Source organism: Pseudoalteromonas sp. SW0106-04, assembly GCF_001293805.1.
GTDB lineage: Bacteria > Pseudomonadota > Gammaproteobacteria > Enterobacterales > Alteromonadaceae > Pseudoalteromonas > Pseudoalteromonas ruthenica.
On the sequence record NZ_BCAI01000021.1, the window covers coordinates 1 to 22,366 of the forward strand.

Sequence of the window (22,366 nt, forward strand, 5' to 3'; positions counted from 1 at the left end):
TTACGCTCCAGTATCATCTCAAAGGCCTGAAATATATAGTAAAAAATCAATTTTAGCCTGTTTTTATGTACAGTAAATAGAGTGGTTTTTCCCGATTTTTAAGTTGCTATAAATCAATATGTTAGAGTCTATATTGAAACTAGTAACTATTTTAGTGTACTTTTTAGTTAGTTCTCTTTTTCAAATTTGTAGTTGAGTAGAAACTCGATTTAAGCGTTACTAAATTAGCATTAATTTCGAGTTCTATGGCTGTATTCCGTCAGTCGATTCAAAGTCGTTTGTCACCAATAAATGGAGTTTTTATGGTCACCGAAGCATATCAAAAAGGTAGGAAAGCTAAGTCCTACAGCGATAACCCTTACGATAAAAATTCAGGGCAGTACGATGACTTTGAGAGGGGATTTACGCAAAAACTGAAACGCATGCCGGCTCAAGCATTCACTTGCGAATCAGGTCCGATAGGCGGTGACCCGGACAGACCTGAAAGAGACAGTTTGAAAGGGAGCAGATTTGTTGATGAAAAGCCTAAGCCTCACACTAACTCTTATGCAGAAGCTCGTAAAAAATAAATACATTGGCAGCACATATAAAATGTGCATGTAACTGGAAGAGATTATTTGAATTGTCGTCTTTCCGAATTTAGGTTTTTAGAATTAGTATCTGTAAATACTTCTTGTATGCACATGGTTAGGCCAGAACAAACCTCCAAACAACTCTGATATCTCTCGTAATGCTTCAGCTAATTCATAGGATTTAATTACTTTAATTGACTCAAGGTAGTAAAGCATAAAAATGACATCTCCAATTACCTTAAACTGCTTATCCTCATTATTAATCTTTTCTTTTTCCAATATCTTGCTAAACCCAAATTCGGCCAAAGTATTGTGGACATCTATCAGTGCGGACACTTCGTAGTCAAAGTCTTCTTGGTCGTTAGAAAGATGTGGATATTTTTCTTTGTAGCTTCTAATTTGTTTTACAAAACAACTAAAGGAGGTGTAGTGATTCCCCTCCCAACCTTTAAGGCTATGTGGCCACCGCGCATCATGGCAAGTTACACCTTCATCTGGGTCATTTTCAGGAAATACATTTTTGTAAATTCTTCTTTTGTCTAAATAAACATTTGGCTTCTCTTCATGCTTGTTAGTTAAACTAGTAGTTATCCGGTCAAGCTCTTCCTCAAATATTTTTATATGCTCATAATAAATCTTAATATTCTCCCTTCTCTGGCTTGTGATGAACTGTCGATTGGCCAAGTCGAATTGGAGCTCTGCCATTATAGTCTGCTTATTGGCCCGCATTTGTTGAAGATCTAGCTGTTTCGCTCTATGGTTAAACCCAAGCATTCCAGTAATCGCAGCTATTATTCCAAAGGAGCCTAAGGTCACTGAAAAAGTATCCTTTATTGTAGACCATGCACTTGGTAGGGATGGGTTCCATACCATTAAGTCTCTAGTTGCCAACAACTGCAAAATAAATAGCAAAAGCGGCAATAAAATAGCAGCAGTAAAACTGCAATTATAAACGTGCTTAGCCTCTTCCACCTCCACTTCTTTTTCAAGAATGGAATTTGTAACACTTTGAAGATCACTTTCAAGCCTTTGTTTAAAGCTATCAGGTGCGGTTATCCCTTGAATCAGGCTTGAAGGAGAAAGTTGAGGCTTATTCATATTTTCAATTTTCTTATAGGCTATGTACATGCTTCTAATAACTTGTAAGGGTAGGGTACAGCCTCTCTGTCAATATCTTGAATCCATGCCTCACATAATGAAGCCGAAATAATTTTTTCTTGAATAGAATAAAAGCGTTCAGCGTCCGCTTCAGCACTTTTCCTATCCAAATTAAACCCGCAATGATAGATACATGCGCTAAAAGCTCGCTGCAATAGCCTTATACCAGTATGTCCTCTACAAACTTTCCAATAGATTTCGTCCGAGGACGATTTTAGCAATTCTTGGTAATAGTAAGACTTTCCAAGCCAATCATTGAAATTGCACTCTAGGTTTTGAAAGGCTTTTTTCACTAAATCTTGGTCCATTCTATTAGGGTCTATTCCTCCTTTTTCTAGGCAAATTGTTGTCCAATGAACCAAGGACTCAATCTTTCTGAAAGGAAGTTTAATGTCTTTTGCTGCGAGACATAAGCTGGAAAAGGAAACGAGAAAATTTAAGTAATGTTGCCTAAATAGGTATTCAGCTTCATTCTTAAAAATGGAATCAGTATGGTATCGAAACCCAGTAATTAAAGTGTGTGGAGAAAAAAAATAATTTTCTAGGGAGTGGCCGGAAGTATAATACTTCCCATCAATCCCTTGATCCTCGAGAACATCTTGAATCAGATCTTCAAAAACAAAGAAGCTGTACTCCCTATCACATAAATAAAGGACATTCTTAAAATCGGCACTTTGCCTGCAATGTTCGTGCAACATCTCTATTTTTAGTCTATTGTTCTTTTTTGCATCGCCTTGACCATGAAAATCATGTGCTGACTTTATTAGGGTTTTATGGTTTAACTTCCGTTTATGTAAGAGTTGATTTAAGTGAACCTTATCATCAGGACCTTCAACGACTATGTGTATTTTCTTACTCATTTTCAGCGAAGCTATAAAAGCTTTGAAGCTCACCTGGTTCATTAAATTCATTCCTTTTCCTGGCGAGAAGCTAGAGGCTCTACTTCCATCATATAGGATTCGTAATCCGCAGCGATTTGAGGTGAGTGAGTGCAAATGATAAGTTGGCAGTTGTCCATCTGCTTAGTCATTTCACCTATTAAATCTGTTTGCCAGTCGATATGTAAAGAAATTTCAGGTTCGTCAATTAGAACTACAGTATCGCTATCTAAATTGTTGACAGCCCATAGCATAGTCAATAACTGCCTTTCGCCAGATGATAACGAAACAGCAGTACATAACTTATTATCACCGGTATCAAATCCAACCCTAATATTACTTGGAGATAGTTTTCGCGCGGTTTTATCATTATTGATGCCTACATCAGCAAAGCACCTAAACGTTTTACCTGATAGAAAGTAGTTAACACTACCTATATAGTCATTGATGGGGCTGAAAAGCCGATACTTTTCTAGGTTTACCTCTTCTAACGCTTCCGAATAAACTTCCAGAGCGTTTGATAATTGAGGGTTTTCCATGCTTTGTTCGTACCTCACCTTTAAAGCCTCTTTCATCGAATTTATCTTTGAAGGTGCAAGGTCTATTGAAGAAAGGAAGTTATCAGAATGCTTTTCAAAACTATTTATGTTATCTATGATTTCGGATATCGGCTTTGTTTTTGTGTTTTCTTGTCCTATTTTCGAAAACATCCTTAGAAACGAATCTGAGAATATTTCATTCTCTTTTTCACTAAGCTCAAATGATGCTCGGAAATATTCGCTTGATAGTTGCCGTTCTACAATGCTAGGCGTGGGGTAATTTAATTGCGGAACAAATCCACCAAAAGTTCTCCGGGCGAACCGCTCCATTCTTTTTCTGTCAACAAATTTTGTTCTGGTTATCGAGGAGCTCCAAGCCTCGAGCATAGTCCTAAACGCTGGAAAATACGACGTTTCTATTTTGTGGAGACCAATCCCTTTACAAAATTTGTTTATGCGAACTTCTAAATCATGTCGCTGTTCGTGAACCTCCAAAGGGCTATCGTAAGGCCTTTCTTCCAATACTTTAATGCATTCTATTGCTTCACGCTTTGAAAAATTACAAGTCCCTCGTTGTTCTTGAGGCTTTCCGCCAGTCAGGAATATATGTTCGGAGTCAGCGTCATCATCAACCAATTTTACAATTTCAATGTAAGTATCATCTTCAAAAATAAGATTTATGTGAGAAAAATTTAAAAAGGTAAATAGCTGAAAATCGAAATTTAAAATGTTAGCAAGTATATGTAGCACTGTTGACTTGCCTGACCCGTTTATACCATGGAGTATGTTTATATCAGGATTGAAGTCAAGTCGGTAATTGTGTTTCCCGTGTAGTTCATCTACGACTAACGTTTTAACTTTTACGAAGGGGTTCATATTAGATTTTTTTTATTAAAAACTTACCTAAGTCTAACATTAACAGGATAAGTTTAAAGGAATGTATTACACGAGCATAGAAAGAAAAATTTATCCTCAGAACTTAAATGGCTGAATGATCCACCTTTATGTTTGGGACCTGTATCCAGTTGAGGTTTTTTCCGTAACTGGTATAGACCTTAGTCGACTTACTGTCTGAATGCCCCATACGTTGCTGAGGATCTGCTCCTTGTGCTTCAATAAGCCTCGCAGAAAGGCCGCGTATTTCATGATAGGTCGGTCTTTCTGCCAAGGGTAGTGTGGAGTACAATCCCAACTCATCTCGAACTTTTGAAAACTCTCGACTTATATTCCGGCTTACAACCTGAGTCACATGCCTCACTTCTTTACTGATAGGGTTTGAGTTGTTTTTTGGTAGACGATGGACTACGAAAGGTGATGCTATATTGTCTCTGCTATCGTCCACTATTTTCTTAATAGTTTCATTGATGGGAATGATCACATGAGATGCTTCGCTTTTGTGTGTTTTTTGGCGATGTATCGCTAGTTCACCGTATATCAGCCCAGTATCATCCTGCTTAGGTGTGTCATACCAAATGCAACCACAACGACCACTTTCGGGCTTTCTAAGCTTGTACTCAATTCGGGAGATTTCCAGCACTGCGTGGGTTGTTTGCATTGTTAAATCCATAGCAGTTCTTAACCAGGTAGGCGCCGCAGCTCTTATCTTTTCGAAGTGGGCTATATCTAGAGCCTTGCGCATTTTCTCTTCTTTTGGCTTTTTAATTTTAAGTGCGGCTGGGTTTGAATCCATCTCACCGATATCCTTGGCATAATCGAATACCAACTCTAAAAAGCTCAATTTTCTGTTGTACACATTATTACTGGCGCCACTATGATAAGTGTCCATATATTCCGTTACATCAGCGAGTGAGATATCACTCCCAGGCATTGTGAAAAAGGCCTTAATTCGTTGCGCATCATTTAGCCAAGTCGATCTTAGGTTTTTACCCGGGTTCTTATCTTCTAACATTCGCTCAACAATTTGGTCTACTACGTCAGCAAAGCTGGTGGACGAATCCCCCTCATCTAAGAGCTTGTCGAGTACCGTAGTACTGCGTTTGAGACGGTTGTACTCATTGGCGATAATAATTGCTTCAGCACGTACTTTGCTAATTACTTTACGCTTGCCATTTACCAGCGAGAGGACATAGCCCTTTTTCTTATTGTGGTACAAGAAAGGGGGAAGATCCCGGTTCCTATGAATGCGTTTTCTTGGGGCCATGCTAACTATTCACTGCTAATTGAAGTGCAATATCCTTTGCTTTGGCTCTGGTACCAGGCTTTTGATCTTCATAGATGTAAACCTGTTGCCCTGGGCCTACTAATTCACCATCGATATAACTACAGGTTACCCAATCTCTGATAGCTTGATAACTTGGTTCAGACCCCTCAGCGAAGTATAACTTTGCCCAGGCTCTGGCTTTTATTAGCTTTCTATTTTCCTTTTTCATCTTTCTTATCCTAGTCAGAACATCAAGTAGGCCACGATCAGGACTAAAAGCCAAAATGGGAGGCTGATTGTCAGGGCTGTTTTTGGTTGCCTGTTTGCAAGAAAAAAAGCACCTATATATATGGCCGCAATTACGAACATAGTAAGTGGAAAACTAATCAATGTTTGCCACCTCGCTTTAAATAGATGTCTCTTTGGCGGAGACTAAAGAACTTATCTAGGACAACCGCAACCAGTAATGCGACTGCGAGATTTAGTCCCAGCATGTAATGGCCAGTGAATACATTCACTAACCCCCAAACAATAAGTATTAAAAAGATACGCGCTTTCATGTGGTCTCCTGTTTATTGAACTTGGCCGTTTCGTTTCCCCAGGCATCCCAATGAGTCGCGGTAGTCCTAGCGAAGAGCTCAATGCGTGGTATATCTCCCGCTAACATAACGCATTTATCCCTGAATTCATCAGGCTTTCGACTGTGCTCACGTATAGGGTAGGAACCCACAGCTCTCACACTTCGACTGGCCACTTTAGGCTTTCCCTTTATAGCGATAAGAGCAGATTCACTTCCGGCTCGAGTCCAGAATCCCATTCCAAAATGAGGCAAGTGATTTTTGGTAAGCTTATTCCATACAAAGCCATTCATGTTCTTTAAGGTAAACCCCCAAGCACTTACAACATCGAGTGCTTCTTGGGGCATAGAGCTAACCCACCACATTACTAAAATGCAGTTATCATCGGCTACCTGATCGACTGGCAGTTGTTTCAGCTCTCTCATATCCAAAACGCCCTTATAATGCTGGGTCGCTCCAGATGTGAAACTACCCCCTGTTTTAACATTTCTAAACTTCCAAGGTGGATCAGCGTAAATAAGCTGGTATTTTTTACCTTCAGTTTTATCTAACATTTTCGGGGACCTCCTATATCTCCAACGAGGGAGCAGGGCTCGGACATTTCATTCAAATACCGCAGGTCTACAGGCACATACTCATATCGATGCCGACCTGACTTTGTTTTCACAGGGTTACCTTGAGCATTCTCAGCTGGTCGTTTGCGCATCGGTTTGAGGCCTTTGTATTGCCCAGAACGTTCTGCTAACTCTATAAACTGATCAACAGAACTAGGTGTACTTAGCTCACCACTAACGCATATAGCTTTGGCTTTTTCAAAGACCTCCTCAGTCATCTCTGCAACAGCGAGTTCATACTCTTGCTGTGTCGAGGGAGCACCTTTGCCTCTTAAGGAAGAAACTTTTTTCTCCGCTTGTGAGCGGCACTTCTTTTTACAAACACCGTATACGTAAAACATGACTAGCTCCCTAGATGCAGTTGCATAATCTTTTGTATTGAAGGCCTATAGGCGCAAAAGGGATATCATCATCAAAGTCGATAGGTGACCCTGTTGAGGATGGGTCACCCGTTTTGTTTGTATTACTATGATCGACTCCAGACAGTTTATTAGTGGAGTTTGAATGGCTCTGAGCTCCTTGTTGGCTCTGAGGCAAGCCGCCTAAAGCCTGCAATGTACCCCGATAATCTACTACTACCTCGGTGGTATATTTATCTTGCCCACTTTGGTCTGTCCATTTGCGAGTCTGTAAGCGACCTTCAATATAGACCTGAGAACCTTTTGCTAGATGGTTTCCAACGAACTCAGCCACTTTTCCAAACAGGACGACTCGATGCCATTCTGTCCGTTCTTTGGTTTGCCCAGTATTTTTATCTTTCCAGATATCGCTGGTGGCAATACTTATTCTGGTAACTGCATCTCCATTTGGGTGATAACGCGTCTCAGGGGACTGCCCTAGATTGCCTATCAGAATCACCTTATTGATACCTCTAGTCATAGCTATCCACTCCTTAAACAAACGCGGTGGCGCCTAACAGTACCCCAATAGAGATCAGAAAAATCAGGATCTCAATCAGCTCCTTACGCTCTTGTTTGCGTTTAGCCCGGGTGGTGTTGCCAACTTTTGCCATGTAATCGTTCATGGGATCCCCTTAACAAGCTCTGGTTAGACTGGGAAGGTTTTTTATTTCGTTCACCAGCTCAGTAAGTTGCTCTTCTGCATTCTTACTTTTTAAGGACACATGAAGGTGTCGAGGAGAGCGCCCCGGAGTATTGATTGCAACATCAACAGTCTTTGATGTCGGAAAGGTGTTGAAAAAGATCTGGTGCCGCTCATCTTGCTCTATACAAGCAACAGTGATTTGTCCGACTAATGATTTAGTGATTTCTGATAAGTCCATATATCCTCCAAGACAATTGTTTTCCAGAATTTGATGATGCATTATCAATCCGTACCCAATAGATGGGTGTACATCCTAGTGTTTAAGTTCACACTATGTATACTTTACATCTGAATTTTCGTTTTTGTCAATAAAACAACATTTGAAATGTGTTTGTTCTCAATTTGTATACCTATTTAAATTAGTTTACTATACGTATCTATATGAGGAGCTATGTATGAAAGTCGATGCTACAAGTACTGTAATAAAGCCTCAGCTGTCGCCAAAAGAGACTGCGGACAAGTATTCGTCCGCAACAGAAAAGAAGCTAAGCGATGATAAAGTGGACATTGGCTCTAAACCTGAAGAGCAGTCCGTCACCTATTCTGTTAACCGGAATGCACAAACAAAGTATTTTGAAGTACAGATTGGATCGGGCAGTAAAGAGCCTCCAAAATAATTGACGAAAGTATGAAGTATTATGGAACTGTTCGGATTTCTAACAGACTTGGTCTTAGATGATTTGATGCGCTATTTGACCATGGCATCGATCTTTTTTGGTTTGTGTATGGTTCAACTTCAAAGTGGCTTGTCATTTGACTCTATGTTTAGTTACGCGTGCAGGCAGCAGCGATACAGGGAAGTTAGTGCAACAATTACTTATCTTTGTGTTTTATCATTTTTTATAGCTTCTTATTTTCTGGAGGAGAAGCTTTTATGGTCATTGTTTAGTGAAGAGGCATTAGCGGATGAAAGGTTTGCAGGTCAATTATCTAAACCCGAAAGGCTCATAATCTTTTACTCGATTAAGTCTTTTAGTGAAGTTGTCTTTGCTTTCGCATTGGCATTGTTTCATAGACTAACAAGCGTCAGGCTTAGCTTTATTGCTATTCTAGTTTGCTGCTTTTCACTAGTGGTCGCTCTAGTACACTTTGTAAGAGCAATAGATAGGGCTGTTCTGGCGACAAACTTAATGGATGGCCTCTATAGCCCTTCAATCATGGCAATTAACTTGACTAGTGTCGTAGCTATGGCATTTTATGTACCTAGTTTGAGACTCGTAGAGAAAAGGAGGTCTACGCGTGAGTTTTAGCTTTCTATTCCTAACGTTAGCAGGCTTAGGGATTGTCGCAGCCGCTTACTATGTAGGACTGATCTATAGTAAAACTGATTCTGCGAGGTCAAAACGAGGGATTACAGCGCATGAACTTTTGGTTAGATACTTCAAAATAGAAAGTGTCGGCAAAAAATCACCCGATAAAGCTATTCAGCTATTTAACGAGTGGCGAACAGACTGTATTGAATATCTTCAAGAGGCAGAGCTTGAATCTCAAGATCTGGATGAACTAATTAAAGCTAGTGATGGAAAGGTTGCACAACTGACACGCGCTAGACAACAGTTTTGAGAACAGATTAGTTATTCACTGCTGGCCTTGTCGAAATCTATCAGATCATTAACAGGTTGGTCACCAATTTCTTTTAACAGTTCGTTGCTTAATATGTCCACTAGAACATCTGCACTTTGCTTATATTCGACCCAATCCATTTGGGCGAACCTGGTTACCCAAGAACTAATGGTATGTTTTAAAACGGTTTCAAGTTGAGTTGTGTTTACTGATGTATTAACCCCCAAAAGGGTATTAGGATCAGTATCAAGAAACTTACAGAGTTGTAGGAATTGGTCAAGATTAATAGATCGTTGCCCATTTAAATAGTGACTAACAGTACTTTTACTACTGACGCCCAACGTTTCCATCAAGTCTTCTTGCTTAAGCCCCTTTTCGGAGAGAAGGCTTTTTGCATTTAAGCCCCAAGTCGGCTTTCCACTCATCAAGTTATCCGGTAGTGAACTTTACTGTCGTAAGAATACAAGATGTATGCTTTTGCAACAACAGTTTCCAAAAATAATTTCAAAGTTGACATACTATAGAAATGGAGTATACATTAGGTGAACTTTTAAGTTTGGAGTTCACATTGAGATACAATCAACATCTATCTTCATTTTACTCGAATCTTCGCAGATCTGAGAAAGGACAGTTCAAAGCTTTGCTCTCTGAAAGGCTAGGAGTCTCTTTGTATACCGCAAGATCATATGTTTTGGGTCATCGTCGGCTTAGGCTTATGCAGTTAAAGCGTGTCGAACAAGTAACCAAAGGAGCGCTTAAATATTCCGAACTTTTAGCTGAACTAGAAGTATCTATGAAGAAGAAAGGAAAGTAGCGCGGCTTACTGGGTAAGCCGCATGTAAAAGAAAACCCGCATCAGCTTTGGTCGGCAGGATAGCGGGTTAACAATCACGGAGTTAATTATGAGTAACACAGCAGAAGTTGTCAATTTTCCTTCTATTGGGCAGGGGGCAGCAACGTATGGGTCAGGTGAGTATGTGAAAGCGGATTTAGAAAAAGGTTACGACCGACTTGCACAAAAGCTTACTGACACCCTAGCAAGGCCTCCAGTGAAGTTATGTGCAAGAGAGTATCAGATCATTTTTGCAGTGATTGGCAAGACCTACCGTTGGCACAAAAAGACAGATTGGATATCTAACTCACAATTAAGTGACCTAACTGGAATAGGGGTCTCTAATATTGGAAAGTTGATCAAGGGGCTGGTGGCTAAAAAGATACTAGTCCGCTATGGAAAGGAGACTGGGATAAACCCTGTTGTGTCAGACTGGACTGAGCCAACGGTTAGTCGAAAAGAACGAGAAGCTAGTCAAAAACGACTAGTCGAAAATGACGACAAAACTAGTCAAAACCGACTAGCAGAGTCGTCAAAAACGACTAAAAAATTAGTCAAAACTGACCCCCACAAAAGAAAAGAAACTAATACAAAAGATAATAATAAAAAACAAAGCAAAAAAACCTTGTCGGATACCTTGGATTTTTCCTGTTGGCCAGCAATGCCTAACGATCAAACTCTGAATGATTGGCTAGCAATGCGTAAACGACTCAAAGCCAATGTAACACAGACTGTGGTTAACCGATTTGCCAAGCAGCTGCGTCTAGCGGTCCAGAATGGATTAACAGTGGATGATTGTCTGGGCGAGTGCGTTGTTCGAAACTGGCGAGGTTTCGAATATGCCTGGGTAGCTAAACATTCAAATATAGCGCCCGGGTATCACAATCCACAGAATACGATGCAGGAGCTTCAGCAGCTCAATGAACAGCTAGGCTATGTCCCAATGCTTGGCGACGATCAGGAGGTGTAACCATGGAACGTTTAACGAATTACTCAAGTGATACGCTCAAGGCTCTCGCTGGTACTTTCATCTCCAGTGTTTTGCCAGCTATGGCTGCTGCACACCCATCAGCTGACTTTAATTGGCGTGGTAACACACAGGCCTTCGCCCAAGAATATGCGAAAGCATTGATAGGTACTGGTTGTACTGGGCGCCATATCCGAGAAGCTGTCGATGCAATGAAGGTTCGCTCAGCATATGAAAAACAGCCGCCGAATGCTCAAGAGTTCAAGATACTCTGCTTACAAGCCAAAGGGATGCCGACCATCGATGAGTGCATTGATGAAATAGATCGTCAACGTAGAGAGCACTACGGCAAACGTCACAAAGAATGGTCTTCACCTTTTGTTTATTGGTTAAACGTAAGTGTTGCGGCGCCACGGCGAATTATGAGTGAGGCCCAATGGCGGAAGTTAGTTCGGCGGAAGTATTCCGAACTAGCTGAAGTCTATGCTCGCAACGAAATAAGAGATATTCCGGTGCCGGTAGAATGCAAACTTGAACCTCCTTACATGCGTTATCTAACACAGGGGTCAGCGTTGTGAACATTAGTCATCTTAAAGACCACCAGCAGGTAGCCGTAAGGAAGTCATTTTGAAAATTTACAATATAACTCCAATGGGGAAGCCCAGAATGAGCCAGCGAGACAAGTGGAAGAAACGACCTGTAGTTGTGCGCTACTTTGCTTATAAGGACCAATGCCGCTTACAAGGTGTAGCTTTACCCACCCATGGGTACCACATCACCTTCGTGCTTCCTATGCCTAAATCTTGGAGTAAGAAGAAACGTATGAACATGCTCGGCCAGCCTCATTTAAACAAGCCAGACAAGGACAATCTGGAAAAGGCGTTGCTTGATGCTATCTTCGAGGAGGACTCAGTCGTATGGGATGGGCGCGTTACGAAGCTTTGGGGTGAAGAAGGGCAAATTATTGTAGGGGAATGTTAATGAGAAAGGTGACGATACAAGCGGAAATGCTCACCCTGTTGTGTGAACTGGAGATAATCTTATGATGTCAGTACAAGCGCTATATACTCGGCAAACCCCTAAGTGTATTAATGGTGAGCCATTGTCTTCTGGACCGAGCCTGATTGGTTATGACGAAGTTTTAGCGATCATTGGTCAGGTCCAGTCAAAATACCACGTTGGCTCAACGGTGCTTGATGCACAGATCACTCAAAATAAACAAGCCGCAGACTCCCTTCGTCAGGCAATAACCGCCTCGTTGAGCCAGCAAATAGATTCAGATTTAGCTAAGTCACTTGCAAATGCTGCCGTTATTGAAGTCTGTGAATCCCCCGTTTGTTCTCGGTGTAAGGGAACAGGTCAGTTAGAAAAGAAAGGCGAGGGTATTGTCCAATGCACTAAGTGCCATGGTGTGGGTAACCATATACCAAGTCAAAGAGCGTTGCATGCGTTGGTTATGGGCCAATTGCCCAAAGACATGCGAATGGGGCGCCAGAAGTTCTTAAAAGATTATTATGACCAATACATGCTGGTGGTTGACCGATTGTATAGAGAGTCCAGCAACGCAAGCTCTTTTGCTAAGGAGATCCTTTCTAAATGTTACTTTTGAATTAGCATTCATTAGAGGTTGCAATTGGTCTTACTTTCTTGCAAAGCTTTGTTTTGGGCTCAATAATGACCGAACTAAAACTCAAAGGAGCTAAGCTAATACAGATCTTGAGCTCCCCAAAACAATAGGATGACATTAACGATGGAGCTGCTTAGTGGAGGGAAATCACTGGAAAGAAGACTTACAAGCCTTTGCAAAAAATACGACAATATTTCTTTAGCTGTTGCCTGGGCTAGCGCAGGAACCAAGGCGTTTGAGTCTCTCGTTAATAATAAACACAAAATTAAAAATTGTGTAATTGGAACACATTTCTATCAGACTCACCCTGAAGTTCTGGAAAAATTCGTTGGTTTTGAAGCATGTCGCTTCGTATTGCAACCCGAGGGGGTATTCCACCCTAAAGCCTTCCTCTTTTGGTCAGACAATAAATGGGAACTTTTAATTGGCAGCGCAAACTTAACTAAAGGTGCATTGAGTAAAAACTCCGAGTTATTAGTTCACATCACTTCTCATGACGCTAGCCCAGAAATGAAGTATACAGCGGAACAAATCATAGAGGAGTTTTGGTCAGAAGGTGAGGTTGTAACGCGAGAAAAAGCAGTAGCTTACAGAGCCATATGGCAGACGCAGCAGCGAACGCTTAAGCGTATTTCAGGCACTTATCGACAATCACGACAGAGTACATCCCCAATAAATACAGCAATAATGACTATGCCCTGGAATGAGTACTTTGCTAGTGTGAAATTAGACCCCCACCATGGTTTCGAGGAGCGGTGTGACCTATTGGAGTTTGTGAATGAGCGCTTTTCTGCACGGGACAGTTTTGCTGAGTTATCACTTGATGAGCGGCGAACGATCGCAGGGTTGAGAAATAAACTTCATCCATTATGGGGTTGGTTTGGAGCGATGGATGTAGCTGCTAGGTTCGCTCAAAAAGTTAAAAATAATGACCAATTTATTGCCGAAGCAATAGACCAAATTCCGCTTGGCGGTATAGTCAGTCGAGCTGAGTATGATGCTTACATTGATAGCTTTATGCGAGCGTTTCCAAATGGAGGTGCTGCTATTGGTGTGACAAGCCGTCTGCTTGCGCTTAAAAGGCCAGACCAATTTGTATGCCTAGATTCAAAAAATCAAGATTCTATTTGTGATGCCTTGAATATTAAGCGCAGTGGGATGACATTTGATAGGTATTGGGATGATGTTATTTGTAGAATAATGGACTCCGCTTGGTGGAACGCACCTAAGCCAGAGGATCAGAAAGAGGCTCGTGTCTGGTCTGGAAGAGTAGCGATGCTTGATGCCATTTATTACCAACCGTGAACTATCTCCCGGTACAGATATATACGAAATGCAATTAGGCTGCGAAATATTTAGTCTCTTCAAGATGCTATAGAACGAGCACTAGGTGGCATTATTTATATTGCTTAGTTAGAACAACGTTGCTGAAACAGCAACGAGGCATACCAGAAACAAGGAGTGTTTTTCATCGATACAATACTTAAGAACCTAACGGACCCGGCCTGGTGGTTTACAGGCATATTCTTTGCTCTGTTGATTAAGTGTGCTCCGAAATTTTGGAAGTACTCTCTTTCGCTGCTAAAAAAATTTTTGCGGAACAAATACGCAAAATATAAACGAATTGTGAAGAATGGTCGGCACAATATCGCAGCAGTTAACTATCAGTCAGTTAAGTCTCAAGCATATTTCGTAATGTTCTTAATTACAGTGGCACTGTATCTCATATGGTATGCGGCTGGGCCACTTCGAGAAATTCAGCAGGCGAGTTTGGTCATTTTTATTATTTGTATTGTTCCAATGTATGTGGTCCAAGTTTTTTGGTTGATCCAAGACAATTTAGCTAGATACCTGGTCAAGGAATACCACAAATTGCAGGTAACGCGAACGCGGCGCTTAACAAGTGACTCCTGATTGCATCATTGTATGTGTTATCCCTACTTTTAAAGGGAGTGTGCCTTGCAACTGTGGACTGATATTTTTCGTAAATTAATGGAGTTCTAAAGTAATATGGAAAAAGTATGGGTAAGTCCAGATTGCTTCGAAGTTGAAGCTTATTCTGAACTTGGAACTGAGTTACCTAAAGCTGATGCTAAACGAGCTCTGGATATTTGGGAACATGCTCGTCACTGTCTTGAACGAGAAAACCTCTCTGAATTCGATCGGTCTGACACTATTGCTTGGTTAAAACGGGCCTTGAACCAAAGACTAAAACTTATTGAGCAATACTATTCACTCAAGAAATTTGCTTTGCCTACCTCACCAAAAGGCTACTTAGAGTATCTTGAAACACTTAATGTTGTACGTCCTTTCATGCTAAAAACCCTAATGCTCTTACGTAATGATATAGAGCATAAAGACGCTGTACCGCCAACTGTGGAGCGTTGTTTGGAGCTATTAGACTTGGTCTGGTATTTTATTCGCTCTACAGATGAACTAGTGAAGAATCAGAAGTACTCTATAGTATTTCAAAAGTCATATAACACAACAGAAGAGTCACCTTATTGGCTATCTGTGGGGTTAAACTTTAGTAAACCATATTCGATTAAGGTATCTGGTTGGGTCGAGTCAAAAAAATATAGGTGCGAACATAAAGCGGGCTGGTTGGAAGTTACGGTTAAAGACGTAGGAACTAAAAATCAGCGTTGGCCTGACCCTAAAAATCATTCAGATAAAAACAGTAATGACTTATGGGTGAGTGGCGAACTGACCCCTCTACCTGAAGAGGCTTTCAATATTATAAGGGCGGCTATAAACGCTAGCTAGCAGACCTTTAAGGGTTATCCGTTTTCCACTGCCAGATCCTAACAAATCGAAAAAGGTTGTGCTGGATAAAGATAAGGTCTGGTGACTTAGATTTACTGTTAAAACTTTAATCTGGGCTTAAATAATTATCCTTATGCTATTTTATGATTTATGCGCCTGACTTCTTTTGAATTGATGGTAAATATTCGTAAATTGTGATTGAGGAGCGTTATATAGTATTAATTTGTCTAGCCGTTTCTTTTGGCGATTATTTAACAAAGAGTAAGCTTCACGGTCCAAAACTGTATAGCTTTGACTGGTAAAATCGCTCCGCTCTCCCACCGCTGGCTTTCTTAGTAATGTTTCATATATTTCTAAACGAAATTTATTTCTTGGAACATTTAGTAATTTAATCAAAGCTTTGTGTAATGCGATGTTTTTCTCATATTCTTCTGTGTTTTTATTTAGCAGACTAGGTCGGACTATTTCTAAAAAGCATGCAGCTCTATTGGCATCTTCGAATATGAAGGCCACCTTTTGTTTGTTGATGGTGTTCGAAATAAAAATTTTCTCTACTTCCGCCTTGAGTACTTCTTTGACTGTCTTTTTATTTTTTGTTCTTTCAAAAAGAATCATTAAATATGTAAATGAGTTTTCGAAGGCCCATTCAACATGAGCTGATAAAGAACTATATTTAAAGTTTATAAAGCTTACTATTAGGATTAAAGAGGTTGCTACATCTAATGAGTTATTACCCTGAGTACCTGTAGAATCCATCAGTTTTAGTGGAAATTCTGATTTCTTCTGAGCAAAAGCAAGAACTTCTGGCCAAAATTCGGAAGTGAAAAAACTACTTTTTGCGCTTTGAATATGTCCTACATGACTTACGAAACTAGGGTCTCCGACCATCCTGTCTATGAATGAATCAATATTGGCATCGACCTTTTTGCTCTGGAAATCTAACATCCTAGAAAATAGAGCTTGGTCACTGAACTCTAAATCATTCAAATAGCCTGGGGTTAGGTATATTTTCCAATAGTTTTTTAACCCGGAGCGTGCCACAGACTGAAGCCTAAGAGTGCTTTCTGTGGAGTTAGTATCAGACCATTGAGGGAAAATGTATTCGACTATTTTTTTTAATTTTATTCTATTAAGTCCATTGCTCTCTACTTCTAAGCCTTCCCATAGAGTGTCTAAGTCTGCTTCATCTTCATGGTTACCTTTTATTAGGCATTCAATGTTATTGCATATAAATTCATGTGCTATTGGGGCAGATACTTCTAGGATAGTTAGGAGCAATAAGTCATCGTAGTTTAACTCCCCTTTTAGTTCATGCCATTTTGTCCTCATGGTTCGCTCAATAGTTGCGTAATCTCTGGCTGATGAGATCAGTGATGATGCGTATGCGAAAATATCGTTAATAAAGACAGTCGGAATGGGACTCTGTTTAAATTGCTGTCTATTGGGCAGTCCCCAAGAGTGGTTATTTGCTTCATAGAATAGAGTTATTTCTGGGCTCCTCAATGTAGCCGTCAATCTCTTCAGCTGTTCCTTAAAGTCGAGCGCAGGCAACTCTAACTTGTAGTCTGTTACTCTAGAAATAATCTCATTCGCCTTTTCTCCATATCCAATGGTAAATATGAAGCTCAAATTCATCAATGATTTCAAGTTGTCGAGAAGTGGTCCTAAAGAGTTCACGGCAGCAGCAATGTCGTTATTTCTATCCATATCCTCTATAAAGATGCACACCTTAAGATTGCTTTCGCGAAGCAAGGAATCCAAGCGGGCTAATTGTGTCGCTGGTGACGATTCGGAGCTAAGGAAATACGATATTATTTTAGTCGAGTGGTGAATATCCTTGAATGCATGTAAATACTGCTCAGGTAAGTTTTGTACGCTTGAAGTTTCAATGTGTTTACTCAGTTCAGAAACCACATCTTGAAGAAGTAAGCCCTGTATATTAGCTGTATTGTCTGCTTTACCCCAAGCGTCAAAACTTACACAAACCCAATTTTCAGAGGAAAGTTCGTTTCTTTTGCCAAGTTTTTCCTGTAGCAAATTTAGAGTACTCGTTTTGCCAGCTCCGAAACCACCGACTAAGGCTATCCTGCGAAGCTCTCCCGTTGCTCCATTGTGACCAATGAGTTTCTCCATAAGATTATTTGCTATCGGCTCCCTCTGAAACTTGTCGTCAAGTACAGACGTGATTGGCGTTTCAGTGCTTGAATCAATGCTTCTCTTATACTTGCTATGTTTGTGTGTATAGGATGGGTGCTGAATTAAAGCTCTTAGATATTTAAAGAGCCATTGGAAACGTTCATTAAATTTTCCTATACAAATACCTAGATAGAGAAGTGTTAATACAAACGCTAAGTTAGTAGTCGTCTCTAGCCAATCTGTTTTATCTAGTTGGTATCTAACAATAAAAATGATAGTAACTAAGAGAGTCGAAGCCCTAACAACCGACCAACCTTTTTGCCCTTCTACTTTTAAACCACTTATATCCACATCAAAGTAATAAGAGCCAGTGGATATCAGAATTTGGCCTATTATAGCTCCGGCAAGGAGAACTAGAGCATTCTGAGCGAGGAAGGGGAGTTGGTTAAAATAAAGTAGGTATTGTTTATAGAGCTCTACAGCATTGTCTATCGAGCCAAAAATTACAAAAAGCAATAATGATATTGCAGTGTAAAGAGTAATACTTGTTAATTGGCGCTTTGAAGGTTTAGAGATGTTCATTTTCTTAGATTTTTTTCTATTTTCTTAGCGGATAAGATAGGAAAAACTTGAGAGATGACAAAAATTCCAGACATCACGAACATAGTTCCAGCAATCATGCCGGTAAATAGCTCTAAAATTTCTGTAACGCCATAAATCAAAGCCAATAATAGAGCGCCTGAGAACATAAGAAAGCTACCAGCTATAGCGTTATACCAAAAGAAGAACTTATCAAAACTGTTTAGGCGAACCTTTAATTTCCCATTCTCGACTTTTAAGTGTCCATTAGCTTTAACAAACTGCCCAAAAGTGATCTCTCCGCGCGAATGATTGTAGGCATCTAAAACAAGATCTCTTTTAAATTTGTCCATGCGCACACCGTGAATGCGGTAGAAATACTCCATAGAGACTTCATCATGTAAATGTGACTTTAGATTATCTGGGAGCGCATCATCAGCCACTGCTTCTTTCAAAAAAAGTAGCCGTTTTGTTTTATGTGTTTCAAGAATAGATGAAATTTTCTCTAAGTTAACAATTATGGACAAAACAAGTATGGTAGAAGCCAGCCAGTATTGACCAGTTGATAAATAGCTTAACACCTTGTCGATCACGGCATATCCTTATTTGAGCTAGTTTTTAAAAGTACTTATTGGCGAAGCATCTCAAAATAACAAACCTCGAGCAAACTTTATCGACTATCAACTATGTTTATATAAGCACTAAATCAGTGACTTAGAAGTTGTAACCATCTGGCCAGTATACTTGCTTTCTATCAGTACTGAAGTGTAGGCTGGGATTTTAACTCGATATTCATCTCAAACCATTTACGAGAACTGCAGAGGGAGCTGAAGATGTCTTTTTTAAAAACATCCAAAACGGGTAATATTCTACTCAACGAATCGACGGGTAGAATATCAAAGTTAATGTCTGTAGCTGGTGGCCTTCAAGCTTCGGATATAGAGTGGGCTGTAGATGTATACAAAAACAATGACCCCAATCATTTCGATTTCAAAGACTCCAAGAAGTATAACGTTTTGGTTAACGGGAGAGCCTTTCCTCCAAAAGCTATATTCGGCTTAGCCCTATCGCATCATTTAGGAGCTGAGGTAAAACCAAAGCATTTTGTCGGAGGTTTGGGCAGTGAATGCTTCAAAATTTTTAAAAATCTAAATTTCCAGATTGTCGAAAAGGTAGAAAGCGAAGAGGAAAGTTTAGACTTTTCTGGGTTTCACCTAATAAACACAGAACCACCAAAACTTGAGCGGCGTGGAACCTCAGTAGCTAAAAGGAAAGGTACTAATGTTGATTGGCAAGAGCGTGAAAAAAGCAATCGTGCTCTTGGCGCCGCTGGTGAAAAGTTAGTGTTAGAAAATGAAAAAAGGTACTTAGAGGAACAGGGTAAGAGCAAATTAGCAAGGGCTGTTGAGTACGTAGCAGAGACAGATCCAGCAGCCGGTTACGACATAAAGTCATTCGATGTAGATGGAAAAGAGAAGTTTATAGAAGTCAAAACGACCAAAGGCCCAAAAGAGACCCCTTATTATATATCTTCTAATGAAGTCGAAGTCTCCAAGGCTCACCAAGATAGCTATTGGGTTTATAGAGTTCACAGCATTAACAATAAAGCTTGTGAAGCGGGAGTCTTTAAGTTACAGGGTGCGGTCGGTGACCATAGTGAATTAACCCCTGAAAGCTACAAAGCATGCGTAAAATAGTAGGATTCCTCACTATATATGACATCAGGTAGTTAATGCTGGTTAGCATTTCGCTTGGCCATTACTAATTTTTATCTTATCTACAATTGGTTAAATTAATGAATCAACAGGATCACACACTTCTTGATATATTTAAGGAACGCTTATCTAATCCTTTTATGTTTACCTACTTTTGGGTTTTCTGTGGTTGGAATTGGAAGGCAATATTGTGGCTTTTAATGGAGCCTTTATCAGCAGGCCTGAAGTTGGAGCAATTCTCGAATAAGTTCCAGTGGAATTGGACAGATCCGCTCTGGGTATCCTGTGCTTTGATTCTTATTTTGCCATGGGTAAACTCAGTTGTAGAAATTCTTAAAAGATGGGCCGAGAACACAGCAAATAAAAAGCTTAGTGATTGGGGCTGGAAAGAAATGGTTCCACAGGAGGAGCTAAATTTCGTGGAAATTCAACTTTCGGAGGCTAAAAGGAGAAACAAAGAACAAAACGAAGAAAACCAGATGCTTTCAGAATCACTTAAGGATAGCCAATCAAGGTATGAAAATACCCATGCACTTTTTAAACAAGCAACTAACGAGAAAGATCAGATATTAAGCTATTACGAAGATCTTAAAAAGTCGTCAGAGAAGCAGAATGTGGAGTTAAGGGAGAACTCGAAGAAAGTCGAATCTCTAGTTCAAACAATCCGATTGTCAGGCAAAGTTCAAAAAGAAAACTCACCTTTTATTGAAACGCTAAAAAAACAAACGCACCCAAATATAGTCGTAAAACTGGAGACACTTGACACGTTAATCAACAGTCAGAGAGAAGGAAAGGTTGTAGTCCCAAAGACTGAACTATGCGCGATAGAAGAGCTTTTAAAGCAAATAGAAGAACACATTGATAAGTTGGATTATTTCTATCCTATGGAAGCTAATACTGATGACCTTGACAAGTAACCAATATTTTTTATTATAGAACTAAGCTAGGATTACTGTACTAAGCTGATGATTACCGCCCCGGAGAGGCGGTTTTTTTGTGTCTATTATTTGAAAAAAGCCCAGCCTTTAAATTTCAGCTGGGCTTTTTTGTGCCTGGAGGAAAAATGAATAAGGCTCGACTTATTGCTTTGGGCTTATCGGGTGTTGTCGCGGGTACAGGTATAACAATTGCTCGATATGAGGGAAAGGAGATTGTTGGGTATGTTGACCCAGTTGGTGTTGTTACTTCGTGTTATGGGCATACCCGTCTGGCTGAAGTTGGTAAAGTTTATACTGATGCCGAATGCCTAGAATTACTCGCCGAGGACTTGGAAGAGCATAATCAGCAATTGATGCAAGTTGTTTCTGTACCACTCTCTCGAGGTGAACACATCGCCTATCTATCATTCCACTATAACGTTGGTGCTGGGAATTTCCGTCGAAGTAGTTTGTTGAAGTTGCTTAATTCAGGTCACCGTGTGCGAGCTTGTAACGAGCTTCAGCGTTGGATTTATGCTGGTGGTCGTAAGCTTAACGGGCTGATTGACCGCAGAGACCATGAAAGGCAGCTCTGCTTAAAGGGAGTGAATGGTGTTTCAAACAATCTTTAGTAGTTTCGACAGGATAATAATCGCGGTACTTTTATTTGCGATGCTAGGGCAATTTTACTTGCATGGACTGACAGAAGAGGAGCTGGAAAGTGAGCAATACCGCATTCAACAGATGAAGAAGAACTTTGAGCAAAAACAGCTGGAAGTAACCTATTTGGAAGCGAGCTTACATGAGGCCAGCAGCAGTAATAATCGGTTGATTGATGAGCGTGAGAAGTTAAGTAATATTCAGCACAGGCAAAAGCAGCGCATAAAAAGCATTGAAGCTGAGCTAGCTGAAGCCAGGGCTGAGTTAGGCGACATGAGGCAATCTAATGATAAAGCTATTAATGAGTGGGCTAATAATTGTGTTCCTGCACCTGTTGTCAGCATGTACGACCACGCAGAACTTGGAGCCTGCAATAAAAACGGTCACGAAAACCAAATACGTCTTCGTGAGAATTCCGAAGCAGTTGCTAAGTCCATGCACGATGGAGAAACACGTGATTACAGATAACGCATCTCAGTCCCAATATGTTGTTGCCCTGGAGGCATCGCTGAGCGCATGCAACCAGCAGTTATCGGATGCCAGACAATGGAATCTAAAAGCAGGTGAAAACTAATGGCTATGGATAGAACTTCAGCTGCCAGCTATTCGGCTAGTGCGGTTACTGCAGCGGGAGGTGCGTTAAGTTTGAACGAAGTAGTCTTGGTGCTCAGTATCGTATTTGCCGCTCTAACATTCCTAGTCAACGCCTATTACCAAAGACGCAAGGACCTAAGAGATCAAAAAAGGTCCACCCAAGACAGTGAATATCATGCTCACAGAATGGAAGCATTGAAAAAGGATCGTGTTTTTACTAAGTCAGAAGGTGATAAGTAGAAATTTTTTCTGGCTGGTTGTGGTGAACTCGTTTGGGTCCTTTCTGAGAGGGGGCCATGTAATGTGGGTAGAAAACACACGGGCCTTCGCGCGTTCTTAAAGACCATCTTTTGATCGTATTTTCCGCTTCCGATCTTTTTAAACTCAAAAAGAAGGGATTTTTCGA

29 protein-coding genes are annotated in these 22,366 nt (G+C 40.4%); 15 read left to right on the forward strand and 14 right to left on the reverse strand.

Translation table 11 applies throughout. The features are described 5' to 3' along the window. Positions 1–302 precede the first annotated feature (302 nt). The gene (locus W04_RS17440; protein WP_053911754.1) at positions 303–569 is read left to right on the forward strand and encodes a hypothetical protein; all 267 of its coding nucleotides are present in this window, start codon (positions 303–305) and stop codon (positions 567–569) included. 84 nt (positions 570–653) lie between these two features. Here W04_RS17440 and W04_RS17445 read toward each other — a convergent pair whose 3' ends face one another. The 11 genes from W04_RS17445 to W04_RS17485 form a co-directional block, all read right to left on the reverse strand. Beyond that, a complete protein-coding gene (locus tag W04_RS17445; protein WP_157576520.1) occupies positions 654–1,670 on the reverse strand; it encodes a hypothetical protein in 1,017 nt (338 codons plus the stop codon). 20 nt (positions 1,671–1,690) lie between these two features. Next, complete coding sequence (locus W04_RS17450) at positions 1,691–2,632, reverse strand: DUF4435 domain-containing protein (protein WP_197275981.1); 942 nt, start codon at positions 2,630–2,632, stop codon at positions 1,691–1,693. 5 nt (positions 2,633–2,637) lie between these two features. Beyond that, positions 2,638–4,023: an AAA family ATPase gene (locus W04_RS17455; protein ID WP_053911757.1), complete on the reverse strand. Its 1,386-nt coding sequence runs from the start codon at positions 4,021–4,023 to the stop codon at positions 2,638–2,640. 103 nt (positions 4,024–4,126) lie between these two features. Beyond that, positions 4,127–5,308, reverse strand: coding sequence for a tyrosine-type recombinase/integrase (locus tag W04_RS19140; protein WP_053911758.1), 1,182 nt, complete (start codon positions 5,306–5,308; stop codon positions 4,127–4,129). 1 nt (position 5,309) lies between these two features. Beyond that, positions 5,310–5,537, reverse strand: a complete 228-nt coding sequence (locus tag W04_RS17465) for a hypothetical protein (RefSeq protein ID WP_053911759.1) — start codon at positions 5,535–5,537, stop codon at positions 5,310–5,312. A gap of 157 nt (positions 5,538–5,694) precedes the next feature. Further along, positions 5,695–5,868 carry a hypothetical protein gene (locus tag W04_RS18920; RefSeq protein ID WP_157576522.1) on the reverse strand — a complete coding sequence of 58 codons (174 nt, stop codon included), beginning with the start codon at positions 5,866–5,868 and terminating at the stop codon, positions 5,695–5,697. Beyond that, complete coding sequence (locus W04_RS17470; protein ID WP_053911760.1) at positions 5,865–6,440, reverse strand: MT-A70 family methyltransferase; 576 nt, start codon at positions 6,438–6,440, stop codon at positions 5,865–5,867. The genes W04_RS18920 and W04_RS17470 overlap by 4 nt, the downstream gene beginning before the upstream one ends. Then, the gene (locus W04_RS17475; RefSeq protein WP_053911761.1) at positions 6,434–6,841 is read right to left on the reverse strand and encodes a hypothetical protein; all 408 of its coding nucleotides are present in this window, start codon (positions 6,839–6,841) and stop codon (positions 6,434–6,436) included. The genes W04_RS17470 and W04_RS17475 overlap by 7 nt, the downstream gene beginning before the upstream one ends. Positions 6,842–6,851: 10 nt before the next feature. Then, positions 6,852–7,379, reverse strand: coding sequence for a single-stranded DNA-binding protein (ssb, locus tag W04_RS17480; RefSeq protein WP_053911762.1), 528 nt, complete (start codon positions 7,377–7,379; stop codon positions 6,852–6,854). A 13-nt stretch (positions 7,380–7,392) separates the two neighbouring features. Continuing rightward, positions 7,393–7,524 (reverse strand): hypothetical protein, encoded by a 132-nt coding sequence (locus W04_RS19165; protein WP_269432213.1) that lies wholly within the window; start codon positions 7,522–7,524, stop codon positions 7,393–7,395. A 9-nt stretch (positions 7,525–7,533) separates the two neighbouring features. Further along, positions 7,534–7,782 carry a hypothetical protein gene (locus tag W04_RS17485; protein WP_053911763.1) on the reverse strand — a complete coding sequence of 83 codons (249 nt, stop codon included), beginning with the start codon at positions 7,780–7,782 and terminating at the stop codon, positions 7,534–7,536. 217 nt (positions 7,783–7,999) lie between these two features. On the opposite strand from W04_RS17485, the gene W04_RS17490 reads away from it, so the two are divergent. Genes W04_RS17490 through W04_RS17500 form a run of 3 tightly spaced genes read left to right on the forward strand, consistent with a single transcriptional unit; the run spans position 8,000 to position 9,167 of the window. Next, positions 8,000–8,221: a hypothetical protein gene (locus W04_RS17490; RefSeq protein WP_053911764.1), complete on the forward strand. Its 222-nt coding sequence runs from the start codon at positions 8,000–8,002 to the stop codon at positions 8,219–8,221. Positions 8,222–8,242: 21 nt separating this feature from the next. Beyond that, on the forward strand, positions 8,243–8,854 hold the full coding sequence (locus tag W04_RS17495) for a hypothetical protein (protein ID WP_053911765.1): 612 nt from the start codon (positions 8,243–8,245) through the stop codon (positions 8,852–8,854). After that, complete coding sequence (locus W04_RS17500; RefSeq protein WP_053911766.1) at positions 8,844–9,167, forward strand: hypothetical protein; 324 nt, start codon at positions 8,844–8,846, stop codon at positions 9,165–9,167. Before W04_RS17495 ends, W04_RS17500 begins: the two co-directional genes overlap by 11 nt. An 11-nt stretch (positions 9,168–9,178) precedes the next feature. Here the strand turns inward: W04_RS17500 and W04_RS17505 are convergent, their stop codons facing one another. Continuing rightward, the gene (locus W04_RS17505; RefSeq protein WP_053911767.1) at positions 9,179–9,592 is read right to left on the reverse strand and encodes a helix-turn-helix domain-containing protein; all 414 of its coding nucleotides are present in this window, start codon (positions 9,590–9,592) and stop codon (positions 9,179–9,181) included. A 477-nt stretch (positions 9,593–10,069) separates the two neighbouring features. On the opposite strand from W04_RS17505, the gene W04_RS17510 reads away from it, so the two are divergent. The 6 genes from W04_RS17510 to W04_RS17540 all read left to right on the forward strand — a co-directional run bounded on the left by W04_RS17510 (position 10,070) and on the right by W04_RS17540 (position 15,359). Then, positions 10,070–10,969 (forward strand): replication protein, encoded by a 900-nt coding sequence (locus W04_RS17510; RefSeq protein ID WP_053911768.1) that lies wholly within the window; start codon positions 10,070–10,072, stop codon positions 10,967–10,969. Positions 10,970–10,971: 2 nt separating this feature from the next. Further along, the gene (locus tag W04_RS17515; RefSeq protein ID WP_053911769.1) at positions 10,972–11,544 is read left to right on the forward strand and encodes a hypothetical protein; all 573 of its coding nucleotides are present in this window, start codon (positions 10,972–10,974) and stop codon (positions 11,542–11,544) included. A 49-nt stretch (positions 11,545–11,593) separates the two neighbouring features. Continuing rightward, the gene (locus W04_RS17520) at positions 11,594–11,947 is read left to right on the forward strand and encodes a RusA family crossover junction endodeoxyribonuclease (RefSeq protein ID WP_053911770.1); all 354 of its coding nucleotides are present in this window, start codon (positions 11,594–11,596) and stop codon (positions 11,945–11,947) included. Between the two features lie 61 nt (positions 11,948–12,008). After that, positions 12,009–12,575 (forward strand): hypothetical protein, encoded by a 567-nt coding sequence (locus W04_RS17525; RefSeq protein WP_053911771.1) that lies wholly within the window; start codon positions 12,009–12,011, stop codon positions 12,573–12,575. 129 nt (positions 12,576–12,704) lie between these two features. After that, the gene (locus W04_RS17530) at positions 12,705–13,898 is read left to right on the forward strand and encodes a phospholipase D family protein (protein WP_082342279.1); all 1,194 of its coding nucleotides are present in this window, start codon (positions 12,705–12,707) and stop codon (positions 13,896–13,898) included. A 705-nt stretch (positions 13,899–14,603) separates the two neighbouring features. Beyond that, positions 14,604–15,359 (forward strand): hypothetical protein, encoded by a 756-nt coding sequence (locus tag W04_RS17540; RefSeq protein WP_053911774.1) that lies wholly within the window; start codon positions 14,604–14,606, stop codon positions 15,357–15,359. A gap of 141 nt (positions 15,360–15,500) precedes the next feature. On the opposite strand, the gene W04_RS17545 is transcribed toward W04_RS17540, so the two are convergent. Next, positions 15,501–18,077 (reverse strand): P-loop NTPase fold protein, encoded by a 2,577-nt coding sequence (locus W04_RS17545; RefSeq protein WP_053911775.1) that lies wholly within the window; start codon positions 18,075–18,077, stop codon positions 15,501–15,503. Next, positions 18,074–18,667 (reverse strand): hypothetical protein, encoded by a 594-nt coding sequence (locus tag W04_RS17550; protein ID WP_053911776.1) that lies wholly within the window; start codon positions 18,665–18,667, stop codon positions 18,074–18,076. Before W04_RS17550 ends, W04_RS17545 begins: the two co-directional genes overlap by 4 nt. A gap of 240 nt (positions 18,668–18,907) precedes the next feature. Here W04_RS17550 and W04_RS17555 point away from each other — a divergent pair, with 240 nt between their 5' ends. The 5 genes from W04_RS17555 to W04_RS19255 all read left to right on the forward strand — a co-directional run bounded on the left by W04_RS17555 (position 18,908) and on the right by W04_RS19255 (position 22,200). Then, positions 18,908–19,771, forward strand: a complete 864-nt coding sequence (locus W04_RS17555; protein WP_053911777.1) for a DUF3883 domain-containing protein — start codon at positions 18,908–18,910, stop codon at positions 19,769–19,771. 98 nt (positions 19,772–19,869) lie between these two features. Beyond that, positions 19,870–20,706 carry a hypothetical protein gene (locus tag W04_RS17560; protein ID WP_053911778.1) on the forward strand — a complete coding sequence of 279 codons (837 nt, stop codon included), beginning with the start codon at positions 19,870–19,872 and terminating at the stop codon, positions 20,704–20,706. A 77-nt stretch (positions 20,707–20,783) separates the two neighbouring features. Beyond that, complete coding sequence (locus tag W04_RS17565; protein WP_231658197.1) at positions 20,784–21,338, forward strand: lysozyme; 555 nt, start codon at positions 20,784–20,786, stop codon at positions 21,336–21,338. After that, the gene (locus tag W04_RS17570) at positions 21,316–21,834 is read left to right on the forward strand and encodes a hypothetical protein (protein WP_053911779.1); all 519 of its coding nucleotides are present in this window, start codon (positions 21,316–21,318) and stop codon (positions 21,832–21,834) included. Before W04_RS17565 ends, W04_RS17570 begins: the two co-directional genes overlap by 23 nt. A 111-nt stretch (positions 21,835–21,945) precedes the next feature. Beyond that, positions 21,946–22,200 carry an HP1 family phage holin gene (locus tag W04_RS19255; protein ID WP_373432709.1) on the forward strand — a complete coding sequence of 85 codons (255 nt, stop codon included), beginning with the start codon at positions 21,946–21,948 and terminating at the stop codon, positions 22,198–22,200. Positions 22,201–22,366 lie beyond the last annotated feature (166 nt).